Below are 14645 nucleotides of genomic sequence, written 5' to 3'. Positions count from 1 at the left end.
TTAGATACGAAATGTAGGCCGGATAAGGCGTCAGCGCCGCCATTCGGCAAAATCAGTACCGGGGCTATGCCCCGGTTATTTTATGGATGAAAGTTTTGCCACAACTCAGGGTGCTTGTCCGGGCGCGAGATAAATTGAAAACGCGCCGGGTCCTCGATGAACTGCTGGTAAACAGGTGCGGAAGTAATCGAGAACTCCGTGTATTGTCGGGGCGTTACGGCGTGTAATCTTCCGGGAATGTAACGTGGATTATGCTGCCAGATAACGTTGTTTCCCTGCAGTAATGGGTACCACGCCAATCCTTTATGCGCACGCACGGCCTCATACTCAAAACCATATTCACGATCGCACCACGCGCCAAAAGTTAACGGTACATTCGGGTCTGCGGATATGGTCGCATGCCCCCAACCGGGGGGGACCAGCACTTTCTCACCGGGTCCGGCGATCACAGCGAAACAGCGGCCTGGGTCGTCCTCAACATACTCCTGCATATAGATTATCGCTTTTCCCTGCCAGATTTCGTAAAGCTCCGGCGGGGACCAGCCGCTGTGCTGACTGATACGATGAATATGCCCCTGGCTACGCACCGGCTCCTCCCCGAGCCGTCCCGCCGCATAGGTCACCACACCAAACAACAGCATCCGCTTTTTCAACTCTTCGCGATCCTGCATTCGCGCCACATCCATCGCAATGGCATACACTCCTTGCGGCCCTTCACAGTGCGGATCGCGCAGCGAGGCACGGATGTCATCGAGTCGGCGAATCTCCGGCATCGGCCCGGTAACCTCATCCCCATAGCTAAAACCAAGCGGATGATGATGAACCGTCATATCGAGGCCGTAAGAATGCGCTAAATCAGCCATTCTGTACCTCCTTCGCCTGAACCCGATTATTTTCCTCAAAGACTCTTATTCTGAAGCCCCTGGCGAGCGCCGCATAATCATGGCCTGCAATTCCCGGCCATACGGCAAGCGCCGACAGCACCTCTTCCCCGGTATTGATTAACCGATGCGCGGTAAAACCGGGGATAATGTGGACGGATCCGGCGAATACCTTTTCCAGTCTCGCGTTGCCCTGTTCGGTTTGCAACAGCAGCAAACCGGTGCCACGCAGACCAAAATAGACCTCTCCCTGTTCGCGACGCGCATGGAAATGCCCGCGGGTCATAAAATACTCGCAGCCTACTCGGCCAGGATAAAGATGGGTAACGCCAGTGTAGAGTTCACCTTCAGCGGGGGACGTATCCAGCATCTCAACGTCATACACGACCTGCTCGCCAGCCAGTTGCTGACGAGCATTTTCATCGGCAAAAACGTCAGTAAGATCCTGAATACGAGTGGATTTGCGCAATAACGGGCCATCGGCCAAAGCGCCGCTTGCCCACGCCACCTGCGGTGGCTGGATAAAAGAAAGGTTCATATGTGTCTCCGGCCCGAGGAGAACAACAGGATAAGATTAGCAGATTAATCGATTAACCTGCTAATTCTGTCTGCATATTGCGGGCCGGATCACAGCCTCACGGCGCCAGCGCCAGCACCTCTGCCACCCACTGCTGGAACCCCTCAACGTCAATACCCAGCGCGACCTGGGCATTTGTCGGATGCCCCAAACGCCCTTCAATATCCACTACCGTTGTACCCGAGGTATATTCACCCTGTGTTTCAACCGCCACGAAGCACGACTGCAGGGTAAACAGTTCCGGTCGCACCAGCCAGGCAATAGCGCACAGGTCGTGCATTCGCAGTCCCGTATTCATACTGCCGCTACGGTAATGGCTAAACAGCGCGTGCAGCATTTTTCCCGTCTGGTTAAGCTGAGGCAACGTCGCCAGATACTCCGGGGCAAGCATAGCCTGATTAGTGACATCCAGCCCACACATCACAATCTCCAGCCCGCTCTGGAAGACTTTCGCGGCGGCTTCGGGATCGATAGCAATATTAAACTCGGCGTTTGGCGTGAAGTTCCCCCGCCCGGCTGCCCCCCCCATAATTACCAGGCGCTGAATGTTGAATACGCATTCAGGATAATGGGTCAGCAGCAGCGCAATGTTGGTCAGCGGGCCAATCGCCACCAGCGTCACGGGCTGCGGGGCATGCATCAGCGCATCGCGAATCGCCTGGAAAGCAGGTTTCACCATCGCCTGGCGGTCGTGTTCGACAAATTCATACCCTTCCATACCAGATTCGCCGTGTACGGAAGCGGCATCACGCAGCGGACGCACCAGCGGCATCGATGCCCCCTGCGCCAGCGGAACATCCGCATTCCAGAAGTGCAGCAGTTGCAACGCATTACGGGTGGTTTTTTCCACCGACACATTGCCTGCTACTGTGGTCATTAGTTGTAGATCCAGCTCAGGGGCAAACAGCGCGGCGGCAATAGCGGCGGCATCATCAATGCCGGGATCGGTATCAAGAATGATCGGTAAGCGCATGGTTTCTCCATAAAAAATGCCAGACGTTAAGTCTGGCATCTTCTCATAATCGTAACCGGAAAGACTTACTCTACTTCACGAACATCCACACGCAGCTCTTTCGGTACCTCGAAAACGATGTTTTCTTCACGGCCTTCCAGCGGAATCGCTTCCCCACCGCCAAGCTCCTGCAGGCGAGCAATCACGTTTTGCACCAGGATATCCGGCGCCGAGGCTCCCGCCGTCACGCCTACGCACTTCGCCTCTTTCACCCACGCTTCCTGGATGTCGGTCGCATCATCAATCAAGTACGCTGCTTTCCCCATTCGCTGGGCCAGTTCAGCCAGACGGTTGGAGTTAGAGGAGTTTTTCGAGCCGACCACCAGCACAACATCAGCCTGTTCCGCCAGCGCACGAACCGCTTCCTGACGGTTGGTAGTGGCATAACAGATATCGTCTTTGCGCGGCCCGACAATTTTTGGGAAACGCTGGCGCAGCGCGTCAATGACGTCAGAGGTGTCATCAACGGAGAGCGTGGTCTGCGTCATGAAGGATAATTTACCTTCATTTTTGACGTCCAGTTTCAGTACATCTTCCGGTGATTCAACCAGATACATTCCCCCTTGCGGGTTGCTGTACTGGCCCATGGTGCCTTCGACTTCCGGATGCCCGGCGTGACCAATCAGAATTGACTCTTCGCCGCGACGGCTGGCGCGGGCAACTTCCATATGCACTTTCGTTACCAGCGGGCAGGTCGCATCAAAAACCGTGAGATCACGACCTTTGGCTTCGTTACGTACCGCCTGAGATACGCCATGAGCGGAGAAAATCAGGATCGCGCCATCCGGCACTTCGCTGATTTGCTCGATAAAAATAGCGCCGCGCTCGCGCAGGCTATCCACCACATAGCGGTTATGCACCACTTCATGACGGACATAAATCGGTGCGCCGTATATAGCCAGCGCGTTTTCCACAATGCTGATAGCGCGGTCTACGCCAGCGCAAAAACCGCGCGGGTTGGCCAACAGGATCTGCATTTTACGCCTCCAGTGCCGGTTCGACTTCCAGCACTTCAATATCAAAATGAACGGTATGCCCGGCCAGCGGATGGTTGAAATCAACCGTGATCGAGTCACCGTTAATTTCGCGGATCACGCCAGGCATCTCACTGCCGTCCATTGCGGTAAAGAGCATGATAGCGCCAATTTCTGGCTCGCCCGCGTCCATAAATTCCCGACGCGAGAAATACTGAATTAAGTCCGGGCTTGACACGCCAAAGGCGGCATCCGGTTCCAGAGCAAAAGTGGTTTTATCACCTTCTTTTAACCCCAGCAGGTGTTGTTCCAGTCCTTCAGACAGAGAACCGTCGCCCAGGCGAAACAGCGCAGGCTTGCCGTTATTGCGGGTTGACTCTGCGGTGGAGCCATCGTCGAGCTTAAGGGTGAAGTGCACCAGCACCGCACTGTTACTCTGTACTGATTTAGACATGCAGGTTGCTCTTTAAAATTGCTGCCGCCTGTTTGCCCGGTGGCGCTACGCTTACCGGGCCTACAAGGATCGCAGTATATTGTAGGCCGGATTAGCATAGCGCCATCCGGCATTTTTTTATGCGGCTTTTTTCTCTTTCGACGGCAGGAAGCCTTCGAGAACAATCAATGCCGCCCCGATACAGATAGCTGTATCGGCCAGATTGAATGTCGCGAAATGCCAGTCGCCGACGTAAAAGTCAATCATATCAACCACGAAGCCGTGCCACAGGCGGTCGAACAGGTTGCCCAGCGCACCGCCAATGATTAACGCATACGCGATGTTGTTTAGCTTCTGCGTTGCCTTCGAGCGATACATCATCACCATCAGGATAACGCAGATACCAATAGCGATACCGGCAAAGAACCAACGTTGCCAGCCACCGCTGTCCGCTAAGAAGCTAAACGCCGCACCATAGTTACGCGCGTAGTGCAGATTAAGCGACGGAAACAGCGACACCGTATCCCCCAGAGCAAAGTTCTGGAGGATCAGGTATTTGCTGCCTAAATCGATAATCAGCACGACTACCACCAGCCACAGCCAGCGTAGTCCTGTTGAACAAAGAGGCTTACTCATCAGGCAAACTTACGTTGTTCGCCATCACCGGCGATGTTGCTGACACAGCGTCCGCAGATTTCTGCGTGTTCCGCCACCTGGCCGACGTCAGTAGTGTAATGCCAGCAGCGCGGGCATTTCTCACCTTCGGCTTTGCCGAGAACGATTTTCAGACCTTTGAGCAGTTCGCACTGCTGAGCATCAGCAGGAGCCGCTGCATAATCCGCAACCGTCGCACCGGAGGTCAGCAGAACAAAACGCAACTCTTCGCCCAGCGCGGTCAGTTTCGCCGCCAGTTCTGGTTCAGCATACAGGGTCACTGCCGCTTCCAGAGAACCACCGACTTTCTTATCCGCACGCGCCTGCTCGATGACCTTGTTCACTTCGCCACGCACTTTCAGCAGCTCGTCCCAGTAGGCATCATTCATCGCTTCGGTCTCGCCTAAACCAAACAGACCTTCGTACCATTCACCGGTAAAGACGTACTTCTCACGATCGCCCGGCAGGTAGCCCCAGATTTCATCGGCGGTGAAGGACATGATCGGCGCCATCCAGCGAACCAGCGCTTCTGCAATATGGAACAGCGCAGTCTGGCAGCTACGACGCGCCACGCTGTCCGCTTTCGCGGTGTACTGACGGTCTTTGATGATGTCGAGGTAGAACGAGCCCATTTCTACGGAGCAGAAGCGCATCAGACGCTGTACCACCTCGTGGAAATCATAGGCTTCGTAAGCTTTCAGGATCTCTTCCTGCGCCGCTTGCGCACAACCTACCGCCCACCTGTCCAGAACCACCATCTCTTCCGGTTTCACCATGTCTTTTACCGGATCGAACCCGTTCAGGTTCGCCAGCAGGAAGCGCGCGGTGTTACGGATACGACGATAGCTGTCGGCAGCACGTTTCAGGATTTCGTCAGAAACGGCCATTTCGCCGGTATAGTCGGTAGAAGCGACCCACAGACGCAGAATATCCGCGCCCAGCTTGTTCATCACATCCTGCGGAGAAACGGTGTTGCCGATAGACTTGGACATCTTACGGCCCTGACCATCAACGGTGAAACCGTGGGTCAGTACCTGGCGATAAGGAGCTTTGCCTTTCATAGCCGTGGAGATCATCAGAGATGACATGAACCAGCCGCGGTGCTGGTCAGAGCCTTCCAGATACATATCTGCCGCATGGCCTGCAAACTCAGGACGCACATCCACGACTGATGAGTGGGTTGAACCAGAGTCGAACCACACGTCCAGCGTATCCGGGACTTTGACATACTGGTCAGCTTCGTCGCCGAGGATATCTTTCGGATCGAGATCCCACCACGCCTGGATGCCGTCAACTTCAACGCGTTTAGCTACTTCTTCCATCAGTTCGATAGCGCGCGGATGCAGCTCTTCGGTGTCTTTGTGGACAAACAGAGACATCGGCACACCCCACGTACGCTGACGGGAGATACACCAGTCAGGACGGTTGGCAACCATCGATTCAATACGCGCCTGGCCCCAGTCTGGGATCCACTGCACACCTTTGATCTCTTTCAGCGACTGCGCGCGCAGGCCTTTTTGATCCATGCTGACGAACCACTGCGGCGTCGCCCGGAAGATGATCGGCGACTTGTGGCGCCAGCAGCACGGGTAGCTATGCTGCATCTTCTCAACGTGCAGCAGCGCGCCTTTTTCGCTCAGCAGCGCAACGATTTTATCGTTGGCTTTAAAGACGTTCACACCGTCCAGATCCGGATAGGTACCTGCCAGGTATGCGCCGTCCGGACCCACCGGGTTAGCGATTTCCAGACCGTATTTCTGGCTGATGACGTAGTCATCCGGACCGTGACCGCCAGCGGTATGGACCGCACCGGTACCCGCATCCAGCGTAACGTGATCGCCAAGAATTGCCGGCACGTCAAAGCCCATAAACGGATGAGTAAAGCGCAGCAGTTCCAGCTCAGCGCCTTTAACAGTGCCGAGAATAGTGTATTCAGCCGCGCCAATACGCTGCATGACGCTTTCTACCAGATCCTTCGCCAGAATTACGGCCTGGCCGTCAATCTGCACCAGCGCATAGTCAAAATCAGGTGCCAGAGAAATTGCGCGGTTCGCTGGTAACGTCCACGGGGTGGTGGTCCAGATAACCAGTGAGATCGGACCGTTAACATCAGAAACGCCAAATTTCGCTTTCACCGCGTCCTGATCGGCAGCGTGGAACGCCACGTCGATGGACGGGGAGGTTTTGTCATAATACTCAACTTCCGCTTCCGCCAGCGCGGAACGGCAGTCAACGCACCAGTGCACCGGCTTCGCACCTTTGTGCAGGTGACCGTTGCCGATGATTTTACCCAGCGCACGAATGATGTTGGCTTCAGTTTTGAAGTCCATTGTCAGGTACGGATGCGACCAGTCGCCCAACACACCAAGACGGATAAAGTCTTTACGCTGACCGTCAACCTGCGTAGCAGCGTATTCACGGCATTTGGCGCGGAACTCAGCGGCGGTGAACTTCTCGCCCGGCTTACCGTATTCCTGCTCTACTTTCAGCTCGATAGGCAGACCGTGACAGTCCCAGCCCGGAACGTAAGGTGAGTCAAAGCCCGTGAGTCCCTTGGACTTCACGATAATGTCTTTCAGAATCTTGTTAACCGAGTGACCAATATGAATGCTGCCATTCGCATAAGGAGGGCCATCATGCAGAATGAAGGTTTTTTTGCCTTTTTTGGCCGCACGAATGATGCCGTACAGGTCATCATCAGTCCAACGCGCCAGCATTCCCGGTTCACGCTTGGCGAGATCGCCGCGCATCGGGAACCCTGTTTCCGGCAAATTCAGGGTTGATTTATAGTCACTCATCAGATTCTCGGTTCCGTATTTAAAACTCGTATAGGCATTAAGCCGGTTTTGTTAGCCCAAAAAATTCGCGGGCAGTCAACTCATCACGCGCAATCTGCGCTTTTAGTTCATCCAGCGAGGCAAATCGCTGTTCGCTGCGTATTTTTTTACGCAGTACTACATCTATATGGCGACCATACAGGTCCATTACAACGTCCAATAGATGCACTTCCAACTGTTGGCGTACACCAGCTACCGTCGGGCGGGTGCCGATGTTGGCGACGCCGGGCAACGGTTTATCACCCAGCCCCATCACTTCAACCGCATAAACCCCCTTCACCGGAGATACCTGGCGACGAAGCGGTAAATTTGCCGTCGGGAAACCGATAGTGCGCCCTAACTCGTCACCGTGTACCACCCGTCCTGAGATAGTAAAAGGATGTCCAAGCAGGCTTTCGGCCAGCTGCAGGTTGTCTTCTGCCAGCGCCTGACGTACCGCAGTGCTGCTGATACGCACACCGCCTTCACAGAAGGTTTGGGTACTGGTGATATCAAAACCATACTCAGCGCCCGCTTCCTGTAATAACAAGAAATCGCCCGCACGGCTAGCGCCAAAGCGGAAATCATCGCCAACGGCAAGAAATTGTACACCAAGGCGCTTAACCAGCAGATCGCTAATGAAGGTCTGCGCCGTTAATGCCGCGAAACGCCTGTCAAAACGCACGCACAGCACGTAATCAACGCCGCACTCCGCCAGATAACGCAGTTTTTCGCGCAGGCGAGTAAGGCGCGCAGGTGACTTGTCCGTGGCAAACAGCTCTAATGGCTGTGGCTCGAAAATCATCACCACCACCGGCAAATTGCGTTTGCGCCCTTCTTCCCGTAAGCCCTGCAGCAACGCACGGTGGCCACGGTGCACGCCGTCGAAATTACCAATAGTCAGCACACACCCATGCGGGGCCTGACTGAGATTATGTATGCCTCGTATCAGCTTCATGTCTGGCTCAAAACAGTGAAAATCGTGAAAGTATACCCTGTACCGCGGTCAACGTTAACCGGCGATTGTTTCTACGAAACAGAAAGAGGATTGTTTTCATTGTTATGAAACAAATTGCAGACCTCTACGGGCACGCCAATGCAATTTTTCTCGTGGAAAAGCTGTATTCACGCCACGCAAGCTGGTAGAATCCTGCGCCATCACTACGCAACGAGTGCTGCAATTTAAACGGCGCTTATTTGCACAAATCCATTGACAAAAGAAGGCTAAAAGGGCATATTCCTCGGCCTTTGAATTGTCCATATAGAACACATTTGGGAGTTGGACCTTGGCTAATATCAAATCAGCTAAGAAGCGCGCCGTTCAGTCTGAAAAGGCCCGCAAGCACAACGCTAGCCGTCGCTCTATGATGCGTACTTTCATCAAGAAAGTATACGCAGCTATCGAAGCTGGCGACAAAGCTACTGCACTGAAAGCATTTAACGAAATGCAACCAATCGTGGACCGTCAGGCTGCTAAAGGTCTGATCCACAAAAACAAAGCTGCACGTCATAAAGCAAACCTGACTGCACAGATCAACAAACTGGCTTAATCGCCTGCTTGTTGTCGCTTTGTGAAAAAACCCGCGAAAGCGGGTTTTTTTATGCCTGTCATTTGTTCGTTGGCGTAAAGAGCGCCGAATAGTCCGCATTGCAAATACGCTGCACCGCCGGATGCTGGATCATTCTTTCCGCAAATATGGCGTGGTACTCCTCCATCACATTCTCTACGCGTCCGATTTCAACAATAGAATCATCGGCATAGAAATTGTGCGAATAGAGTGTAGGCGCAACGAAAATAGCGTTATGCGTTGCGCCAAACGCTTTCATCAGCGCGGCGTCGTCAAACTCACCGAGAATTTCAACGTTCAATCCTTGTGAGTTGATCCAGTTCAGCAGCTTACGCCCGAGCATCGAACGACGCCCAGGGATCAGTAATCGACGCTCTTCCAGGCAGGCCGGAAATGGTTTTTCAGGCAGCGGTTTGGTGCACCAAAAACTCACGCTGCATTCGCCTATGCGCACCGAGAACAACCCTTCCTGCTGCGTAGAGTCGATCGGGCAGTCGGAGATAATCATATCCAGCTTATGCTGGCTGAGTTGATCCAACAGCATCTCATGCGTTGACTCAAAACAGCGCAGATGGATTTGTTCATCTTCAACCACCGCGGCATCCAGCACGCTGCTGACCAGCTGTTTAGATAGCGCATCGGCCACGCCAACATCGAACAGTAAATTTGACTCTTTGCGATAGTTCACGATATCCAGCATTTCCTGGCTTAACGTGAACATCTTATCCGCATAACGAAAAACGAGTTCGCCTAATTCGCTGGGTTCAAGTCCACGCCCCTTGCGCTTGAACAGCTTTCCCTGCAAGCGTTCCTCAAGCGCTTTAATCTGCCCGGTAATGGTCTGCGGTGTCAGATAAAGCGCTTCTGCTGCGCCAACAACCGAACCTTCTTTGTAGACATGCCAAAAGTAGTACAGGTGGTTGTAGTTTATATGAGACATACTCTCTCCCTGAAAATTGTCACGAAAGGGTTATCCCGTCAGGCTGACGCGTTCAACCGGGTGCGTAACCAGCAGTAACCTATTACCGCCGACAGCAAAGAACCGATCAGGATCCCCAGTTTCGCCCAGTTAATCAGCTCAGGATCGACGTTACCAAATGCCAGGCTGGCGATGAAAATCGACATCGTAAAGCCAATGCCGCACAGAATGCCGACCGCCATAATCTGCTGGAAATTCGTGCCCTCTGGTAATTGTGCCATCCTGAGGCGCAACGCCAGCCAGCAAAACAGGGTGATACCCAATGGCTTACCGATCAACAGACCCGCAATGATCCCCAGCGGTAACACCGAGGTTAGTCCATCAATGGTGACGCCCTGTAGTGAGACACCCGCGTTGGCGAAAGCAAACAGCGGCAGGATCAGGTATGCCACCCATGGGTGCAGAACATGCTCCAGTCGCTTCGCTGGTGAACGTCCATGTTTTTCCTTCAACGGAATGAAGAAGCCGACGATCACGCCCGCCAGCGTCGCATGCACACCAGACTTCAATACGGCAGTCCACAGCACTACGCCTACTAAGATATAAATCCCGGTACGTCTCACACCGCACAGATTCAATGCCGCCAGAACGAGGATCGCGCACGCGGCAACGCCCAGCGACAGTAGCGAGAGATCGCTGGTATAGAACAGCGCGATGATGACGATAGCCCCGAGGTCATCGATAATCGCCAACGCCATCAGGAAGATTTTTAACGCCAGCGGAACGCGGCTGCCCAACAGCGCCAGCACGCCTAACGCAAAAGCGATGTCCGTTGCCGCCGGGATCGCCCACCCTTCACGGGTAATAGGGTCAGCATAGTTGAACGCCAGGTACAGCAGCGCCGGGACAATCATGCCGCCGATAGCGGCAATGATCGGGAATGCCGCCTGACGCAAACTGGCCAGCGAACCTTGCATCAACTCGCGCTTCACTTCCAGACCAATCAACAAGAAGAACACCGCCATCAACGCGTCGTTGATCCACAGCAGCATATTTTTGTTGATCTCAAGCGCGCCAACCCGCAGTTGAACGGGCGTTTCCAGAAAGGCGTGGTACCATCCACTGGTTACTCCGATATTTGCCATCAGCATAGCGACCGCGGCAGCGATGATCAGAATGATACCTCCCGAGGCGTCGCTACTAAAAAAACGATGCAGATGTTTCACTTTTATTCTCTCTATTGGGTGAATACTTCGTAAATACTATCTTACACCCTCAAAAAGCTCGTTAAAATTAGATTATTCATGATGAATAGATCGGTTTTTACGATCCAGTAAGGTAAAGTCGATCAAGATTTTTCGAACGGAAAATAGAAATAAAAAAGCCTGAAACTTTTCAGTCCCAGGCTTTTTATCAAAGATTATTGAATCGAGGATTAGCGTGTCAGATCGTCAAAGAACTTCTTCACACCGTCGAAGAAACTTTTGGAACGCGGGCTGTTTTGCTCGCCGGTCGGGCCGCCAAAGCTGTCCTGCAGATCTTTGAGCAGTTGCTTCTGCTTGTCGTTCAGGCCCACTGGGGTTTCAACCACCACGCGGCACAGCAGATCGCCCTGAGCACCACCGCGTACAGACTTGACGCCCTTTCCACGCATGCGGAAAAGTTTACCAGTTTGCGTTTCGCCCGGAATTTTCAACTTCACGCGACCGTCCAGCGTCGGGACTTCAATCTCTCCGCCCAGCGCAGCCATCGCAAAGTTAATCGGTACTTCGCAGTACAGGTTATTGCCTTCACGTTCGAAAATTGGGTGCTGTTTTACCTGCACCTGAACGTACAAATCACCCGCTGGCGCACCATGTTCACCGGCTTCACCTTCACCTGCTAAACGAATACGGTCGCCGGTATCAACCCCTGCCGGGATCTTAACGGACAGCGTTTTACTTTTCTCAACACGACCATGGCCGTGGCATTTGTTGCACGGATCTTTGATCAGCGTACCGCGACCCTGGCAGTGTGGACAGGTCTGCTGTACGGCGAAAAAGCCCTGACGCATCTGTACCTGACCAGAACCGTGGCAGGTTGGACAGGTCTGCGGCTGAGTGCCGGCTTTCGCACCGCTACCGTGGCAGACATCACACTCTTCCAGCGTCGGAATACGGATCTCTTTGGTGACGCCACGCACGGCTTCTTCCAGAGTGAGATCCATGTTGTAACGTAAATCAGCACCACGTGAGGCGCGCTGACGACCACGACCGCCGCCAAAGATATCGCCAAACACGTCACCAAAGATATCGCTGAAGTCAGCCCCGCCGCCAAAACCGCCGCCGCCGCCCATGCCGCCTTGCTCAAACGCGGCATGGCCGTACTGATCGTAAGCCGCACGTTTTTGCGCATCGGTCAGGATCTCGTACGCTTCTTTGATCTCTTTAAACTTGGCTTCGGCCTCTTTATCACCCTGGTTTCGGTCCGGGTGATATTTCATGGCCAGGCGCTTATAGGCCTTTTTGATTTCACGCTCTTCCGCTGATTTGGAAACGCCTAAAATCTCGTAATAGTCTTGCTTAGCCATCTCTTTTTATCTGCCCCTAACATGCGTGCACGGGCGGAGAGGAAACCTCTTCGCCCGTGCCAGTAATTACCCGTTCAAAGGGCGATTATTTTTTGTCTTTCACTTCTTCAAACTCGGCGTCGACAACGTCGTCATCTTTCGCGTTGTTTGCAGAAGCATCAGCGCCTGCTGCACCAGCCTGCTGCTGTGCGTGCTGCTGCTGAGCGATTTCCATCAGTTTCTGGGAAACCTGTGCCAGCGCCTGCATCTTCGCTTCGATATCTGCTTTATCTTCGCCTTTCAGAGACGTTTCCAGCGCGGTCAGTGCAGACTCGATAGCAGTTTTGTCGTCAGCCGGCAGTTTGTCGCCTGCTTCTTCAACCTGTTTGCGAGTGCTGTGCAGCAGATGGTCACCCTGGTTACGGGTCTGAACCAGCTCTTCAAACTTACGGTCAGATTCTGCGTTCGCTTCTGCTTCGCGAACCATTTTCTGGATTTCTTCTTCGTTCAGACCAGAAGAAGCCTTGATGGTGATCTTCTGCTCTTTACCGCTGTTTTTGTCTTTCGCAGAAACGTGCAGGATACCGTCGGCATCGATGTCAAAAGTCACTTCGATCTGCGGCATACCGCGCGGAGCCGGGCTGATACCATCCAAGTTAAACTGACCCAGATCTTTGTTATCAGCGGCGCGTTTACGTTCACCCTGCAGCACGTGGATGGTTACCGCAGACTGGTTGTCTTCAGCGGTAGAGAACACCTGGCTGTGCTTGGTCGGGATAGTGGTGTTTTTCGCGATCAGTGGAGTCATTACGCCACCCATGGTTTCGATACCCAGAGACAGTGGGGTAACGTCCAGCAGCAGTACGTCTTTCACATCACCGGTCAGTACACCACCCTGAACGGCAGCACCGATTGCCACTGCTTCGTCCGGGTTAACGTCTTTACGCGGCTCTTTACCGAAGAACTCGGCAACTTTCTTCTGAACCATCGGCATACGAGTCTGACCACCAACCAGGATAACGTCCTGAACGTCGGAAACAGACAGACCAGCATCCTGCAGAGCTACTTTCAGCGGCTCGATAGAACGGTTCACCAGGTCTTCAACAAGGCTTTCCAGTTTCGCACGAGTCACTTTGATGTTCATGTGTTTCGGACCAGTCGCGTCTGCAGTGATGTACGGCAGGTTCACGTCGGTCTGCTGAGCGGAAGACAGTTCGATCTTCGCTTTCTCAGCGGCTTCTTTCAGACGCTGCATCGCCAGCGGGTCGTTACGCAGGTCGATACCCTGATCTTTCTTAAATTCGTCAACCAGGTAGTTGATCATACGGCTGTCGAAGTCTTCACCACCCAGGTGGGTATCACCGTTGGTTGCCAGAACTTCGAAGGTTTTTTCGCCGTCAACTTCGTCGATTTCGATAATAGAGATATCGAAAGTACCACCACCGAGGTCATAAACCGCGATAGTACGGTTGCCGACTTCTTTATCCAGACCGTAAGCCAGCGCAGCTGCGGTTGGTTCGTTGATGATACGTTTGACTTCCAGACCTGCGATACGGCCGGCGTCTTTGGTTGCCTGACGCTGAGCATCGTTAAAGTATGCAGGTACGGTGATAACCGCTTCAGTTACCGGTTCACCCAGGTAATCTTCAGCCGTTTTCTTCATTTTTTTCAGCACTTCAGCAGAAATCTGCGGCGGTGCCATTTTCTGACCTTTTACGTCAATCCATGCATCACCGTTGTCAGCACCGATGATTTTGTACGGCATGATGGCTTCATCACGCTGTACTTCTTCGTCCTGGAAGCGGCGGCCAATCAGGCGTTTAATCGCAAACAGGGTGTTTTGCGGGTTTGTCACTGCCTGACGTTTAGCCGGCTGACCAACCAGAGTTTCACCATCCTGGGTATAAGCAATGATAGAAGGCGTGGTGCGATCGCCCTCGGCGTTCTCCAGCACACGTGCAGTAGTGCCATCCATAATCGCTACACAAGAGTTGGTAGTACCCAGGTCGATACCAATAATTTTACCCATCTAAACGTCTCCACTAAAAATTCGGTCATCATGTGGTTGTGAATCTGTAATAAGGGCGAAACGTGCGGTTTCAACTACCCTGAATCGTTTTTTTTCAGACTCACCACTGCGGTTGTCTACAAGATGGGGTCGTAACCCACGTCATCAAGGGGGGAATGAAAATTTTTTTTAGCCTTGTGGCAATAAAATCACAGATAAAAGGCTCAAAGTTAAAAAAATGAATAGTCGCTCACC

13 protein-coding genes and 1 pseudogene are annotated in these 14645 nt (G+C 53.2%); 1 reads left to right on the top strand and 13 read right to left on the bottom strand.

The window, feature by feature from the left end:
- Window positions 1-80 precede the first annotated feature (80 nt).
- The 9 genes and pseudogenes from E1B03_RS04660 to E1B03_RS26425 form a co-directional block, all read right to left on the bottom strand.
- Window positions 81-863, bottom strand: a complete 783-nt coding sequence (locus tag E1B03_RS04660; protein WP_133085756.1) for a glucose-6-phosphate isomerase family protein — start codon at window positions 861-863, stop codon at window positions 81-83.
- Window positions 856-1419 carry a glucose-6-phosphate isomerase family protein gene (locus tag E1B03_RS04655; protein ID WP_103768443.1) on the bottom strand — a complete coding sequence of 188 codons (564 nt, stop codon included), beginning with the start codon at window positions 1417-1419 and terminating at the stop codon, window positions 856-858. The genes E1B03_RS04660 and E1B03_RS04655 overlap by 8 nt, the downstream gene beginning before the upstream one ends.
- A 97-nt stretch (window positions 1420-1516) precedes the next feature.
- Window positions 1517-2431, bottom strand: a complete 915-nt coding sequence (rihC, locus tag E1B03_RS04650) for a ribonucleoside hydrolase RihC (RefSeq protein WP_133085755.1) — start codon at window positions 2429-2431, stop codon at window positions 1517-1519.
- A gap of 65 nt (window positions 2432-2496) precedes the next feature.
- Window positions 2497-3447, bottom strand: a complete 951-nt coding sequence (gene ispH, locus E1B03_RS04645; RefSeq protein WP_103768445.1) for a 4-hydroxy-3-methylbut-2-enyl diphosphate reductase — start codon at window positions 3445-3447, stop codon at window positions 2497-2499.
- A 1-nt stretch (window position 3448) separates the two neighbouring features.
- A complete protein-coding gene (gene fkpB, locus E1B03_RS04640) occupies window positions 3449-3898 on the bottom strand; it encodes an FKBP-type peptidyl-prolyl cis-trans isomerase (RefSeq protein ID WP_003018929.1) in 450 nt (149 codons plus the stop codon).
- 117 nt (window positions 3899-4015) lie between these two features.
- The gene (gene lspA, locus E1B03_RS04635; RefSeq protein WP_003018932.1) at window positions 4016-4513 is read right to left on the bottom strand and encodes a signal peptidase II; all 498 of its coding nucleotides are present in this window, start codon (window positions 4511-4513) and stop codon (window positions 4016-4018) included.
- Window positions 4513-7329 carry an isoleucine--tRNA ligase gene (gene ileS, locus E1B03_RS04630; RefSeq protein WP_133085754.1) on the bottom strand — a complete coding sequence of 939 codons (2817 nt, stop codon included), beginning with the start codon at window positions 7327-7329 and terminating at the stop codon, window positions 4513-4515. The genes lspA and ileS overlap by 1 nt, the downstream gene beginning before the upstream one ends.
- Window positions 7330-7366: 37 nt before the next feature.
- Window positions 7367-8305, bottom strand: coding sequence for a bifunctional riboflavin kinase/FAD synthetase (gene ribF, locus E1B03_RS04625; RefSeq protein ID WP_003837336.1), 939 nt, complete (start codon window positions 8303-8305; stop codon window positions 7367-7369).
- Window positions 8306-8312: 7 nt separating this feature from the next.
- Window positions 8313-8528, bottom strand: a pseudogene (locus tag E1B03_RS26425) (DUF2575 domain-containing protein).
- Window positions 8529-8633: 105 nt separating this feature from the next.
- On the opposite strand from E1B03_RS26425, the gene rpsT reads away from it, so the two are divergent.
- Window positions 8634-8897, top strand: coding sequence for a 30S ribosomal protein S20 (gene rpsT, locus E1B03_RS04615; RefSeq protein ID WP_003018940.1), 264 nt, complete (start codon window positions 8634-8636; stop codon window positions 8895-8897).
- A gap of 58 nt (window positions 8898-8955) precedes the next feature.
- Here the strand turns inward: rpsT and nhaR are convergent, their stop codons facing one another.
- From nhaR to dnaK, 4 genes are all read right to left on the bottom strand, one after another.
- Window positions 8956-9855 carry a transcriptional activator NhaR gene (nhaR, locus tag E1B03_RS04610; RefSeq protein WP_003829732.1) on the bottom strand — a complete coding sequence of 300 codons (900 nt, stop codon included), beginning with the start codon at window positions 9853-9855 and terminating at the stop codon, window positions 8956-8958.
- A 38-nt stretch (window positions 9856-9893) separates the two neighbouring features.
- Window positions 9894-11060, bottom strand: a complete 1167-nt coding sequence (nhaA, locus tag E1B03_RS04605) for a Na+/H+ antiporter NhaA (protein ID WP_103768447.1) — start codon at window positions 11058-11060, stop codon at window positions 9894-9896.
- A 209-nt stretch (window positions 11061-11269) separates the two neighbouring features.
- Window positions 11270-12403: a molecular chaperone DnaJ gene (gene dnaJ, locus E1B03_RS04600; RefSeq protein WP_008786151.1), complete on the bottom strand. Its 1134-nt coding sequence runs from the start codon at window positions 12401-12403 to the stop codon at window positions 11270-11272.
- 85 nt (window positions 12404-12488) lie between these two features.
- Entirely contained in the window at window positions 12489-14411 is a 1923-nt protein-coding gene (gene dnaK, locus E1B03_RS04595; RefSeq protein ID WP_003829739.1) for a molecular chaperone DnaK, read from the bottom strand.
- Window positions 14412-14645 lie beyond the last annotated feature (234 nt).

Source organism: Citrobacter arsenatis (genome assembly GCF_004353845.1).
Classification (GTDB): domain Bacteria; phylum Pseudomonadota; class Gammaproteobacteria; order Enterobacterales; family Enterobacteriaceae; genus Citrobacter; species Citrobacter arsenatis.
Note: the sequence above shows the minus strand (reverse complement) of the source record. Positions and strands in the feature narration are given on the sequence as shown.

What these genes read in the sequence shown, in the direction of transcription:
- E1B03_RS04660 (WP_133085756.1), bottom strand. Translation starts at nt 863, where the DNA reads ATGGCTGATTTAGCGCATTCTTACGGCCTCGATATGACGGTTCATCAT.
- E1B03_RS04655 (WP_103768443.1), bottom strand. Translation starts at nt 1,419, where the DNA reads ATGAACCTTTCTTTTATCCAGCCACCGCAGGTGGCGTGGGCAAGCGGC.
- rihC (WP_133085755.1), bottom strand. Translation starts at nt 2,431, where the DNA reads ATGCGCTTACCGATCATTCTTGATACCGATCCCGGCATTGATGATGCC.
- ispH (WP_103768445.1), bottom strand. Translation starts at nt 3,447, where the DNA reads ATGCAGATCCTGTTGGCCAACCCGCGCGGTTTTTGCGCTGGCGTAGAC.
- fkpB (WP_003018929.1), bottom strand. Translation starts at nt 3,898, where the DNA reads ATGTCTAAATCAGTACAGAGTAACAGTGCGGTGCTGGTGCACTTCACC.
- lspA (WP_003018932.1), bottom strand. Translation starts at nt 4,513, where the DNA reads ATGAGTAAGCCTCTTTGTTCAACAGGACTACGCTGGCTGTGGCTGGTG.
- ileS (WP_133085754.1), bottom strand. Translation starts at nt 7,329, where the DNA reads ATGAGTGACTATAAATCAACCCTGAATTTGCCGGAAACAGGGTTCCCG.
- ribF (WP_003837336.1), bottom strand. Translation starts at nt 8,305, where the DNA reads ATGAAGCTGATACGAGGCATACATAATCTCAGTCAGGCCCCGCATGGG.
- nhaR (WP_003829732.1), bottom strand. Translation starts at nt 9,855, where the DNA reads ATGTCTCATATAAACTACAACCACCTGTACTACTTTTGGCATGTCTAC.
- dnaJ (WP_008786151.1), bottom strand. Translation starts at nt 12,403, where the DNA reads ATGGCTAAGCAAGACTATTACGAGATTTTAGGCGTTTCCAAATCAGCG.
- dnaK (WP_003829739.1), bottom strand. Translation starts at nt 14,411, where the DNA reads ATGGGTAAAATTATTGGTATCGACCTGGGTACTACCAACTCTTGTGTA.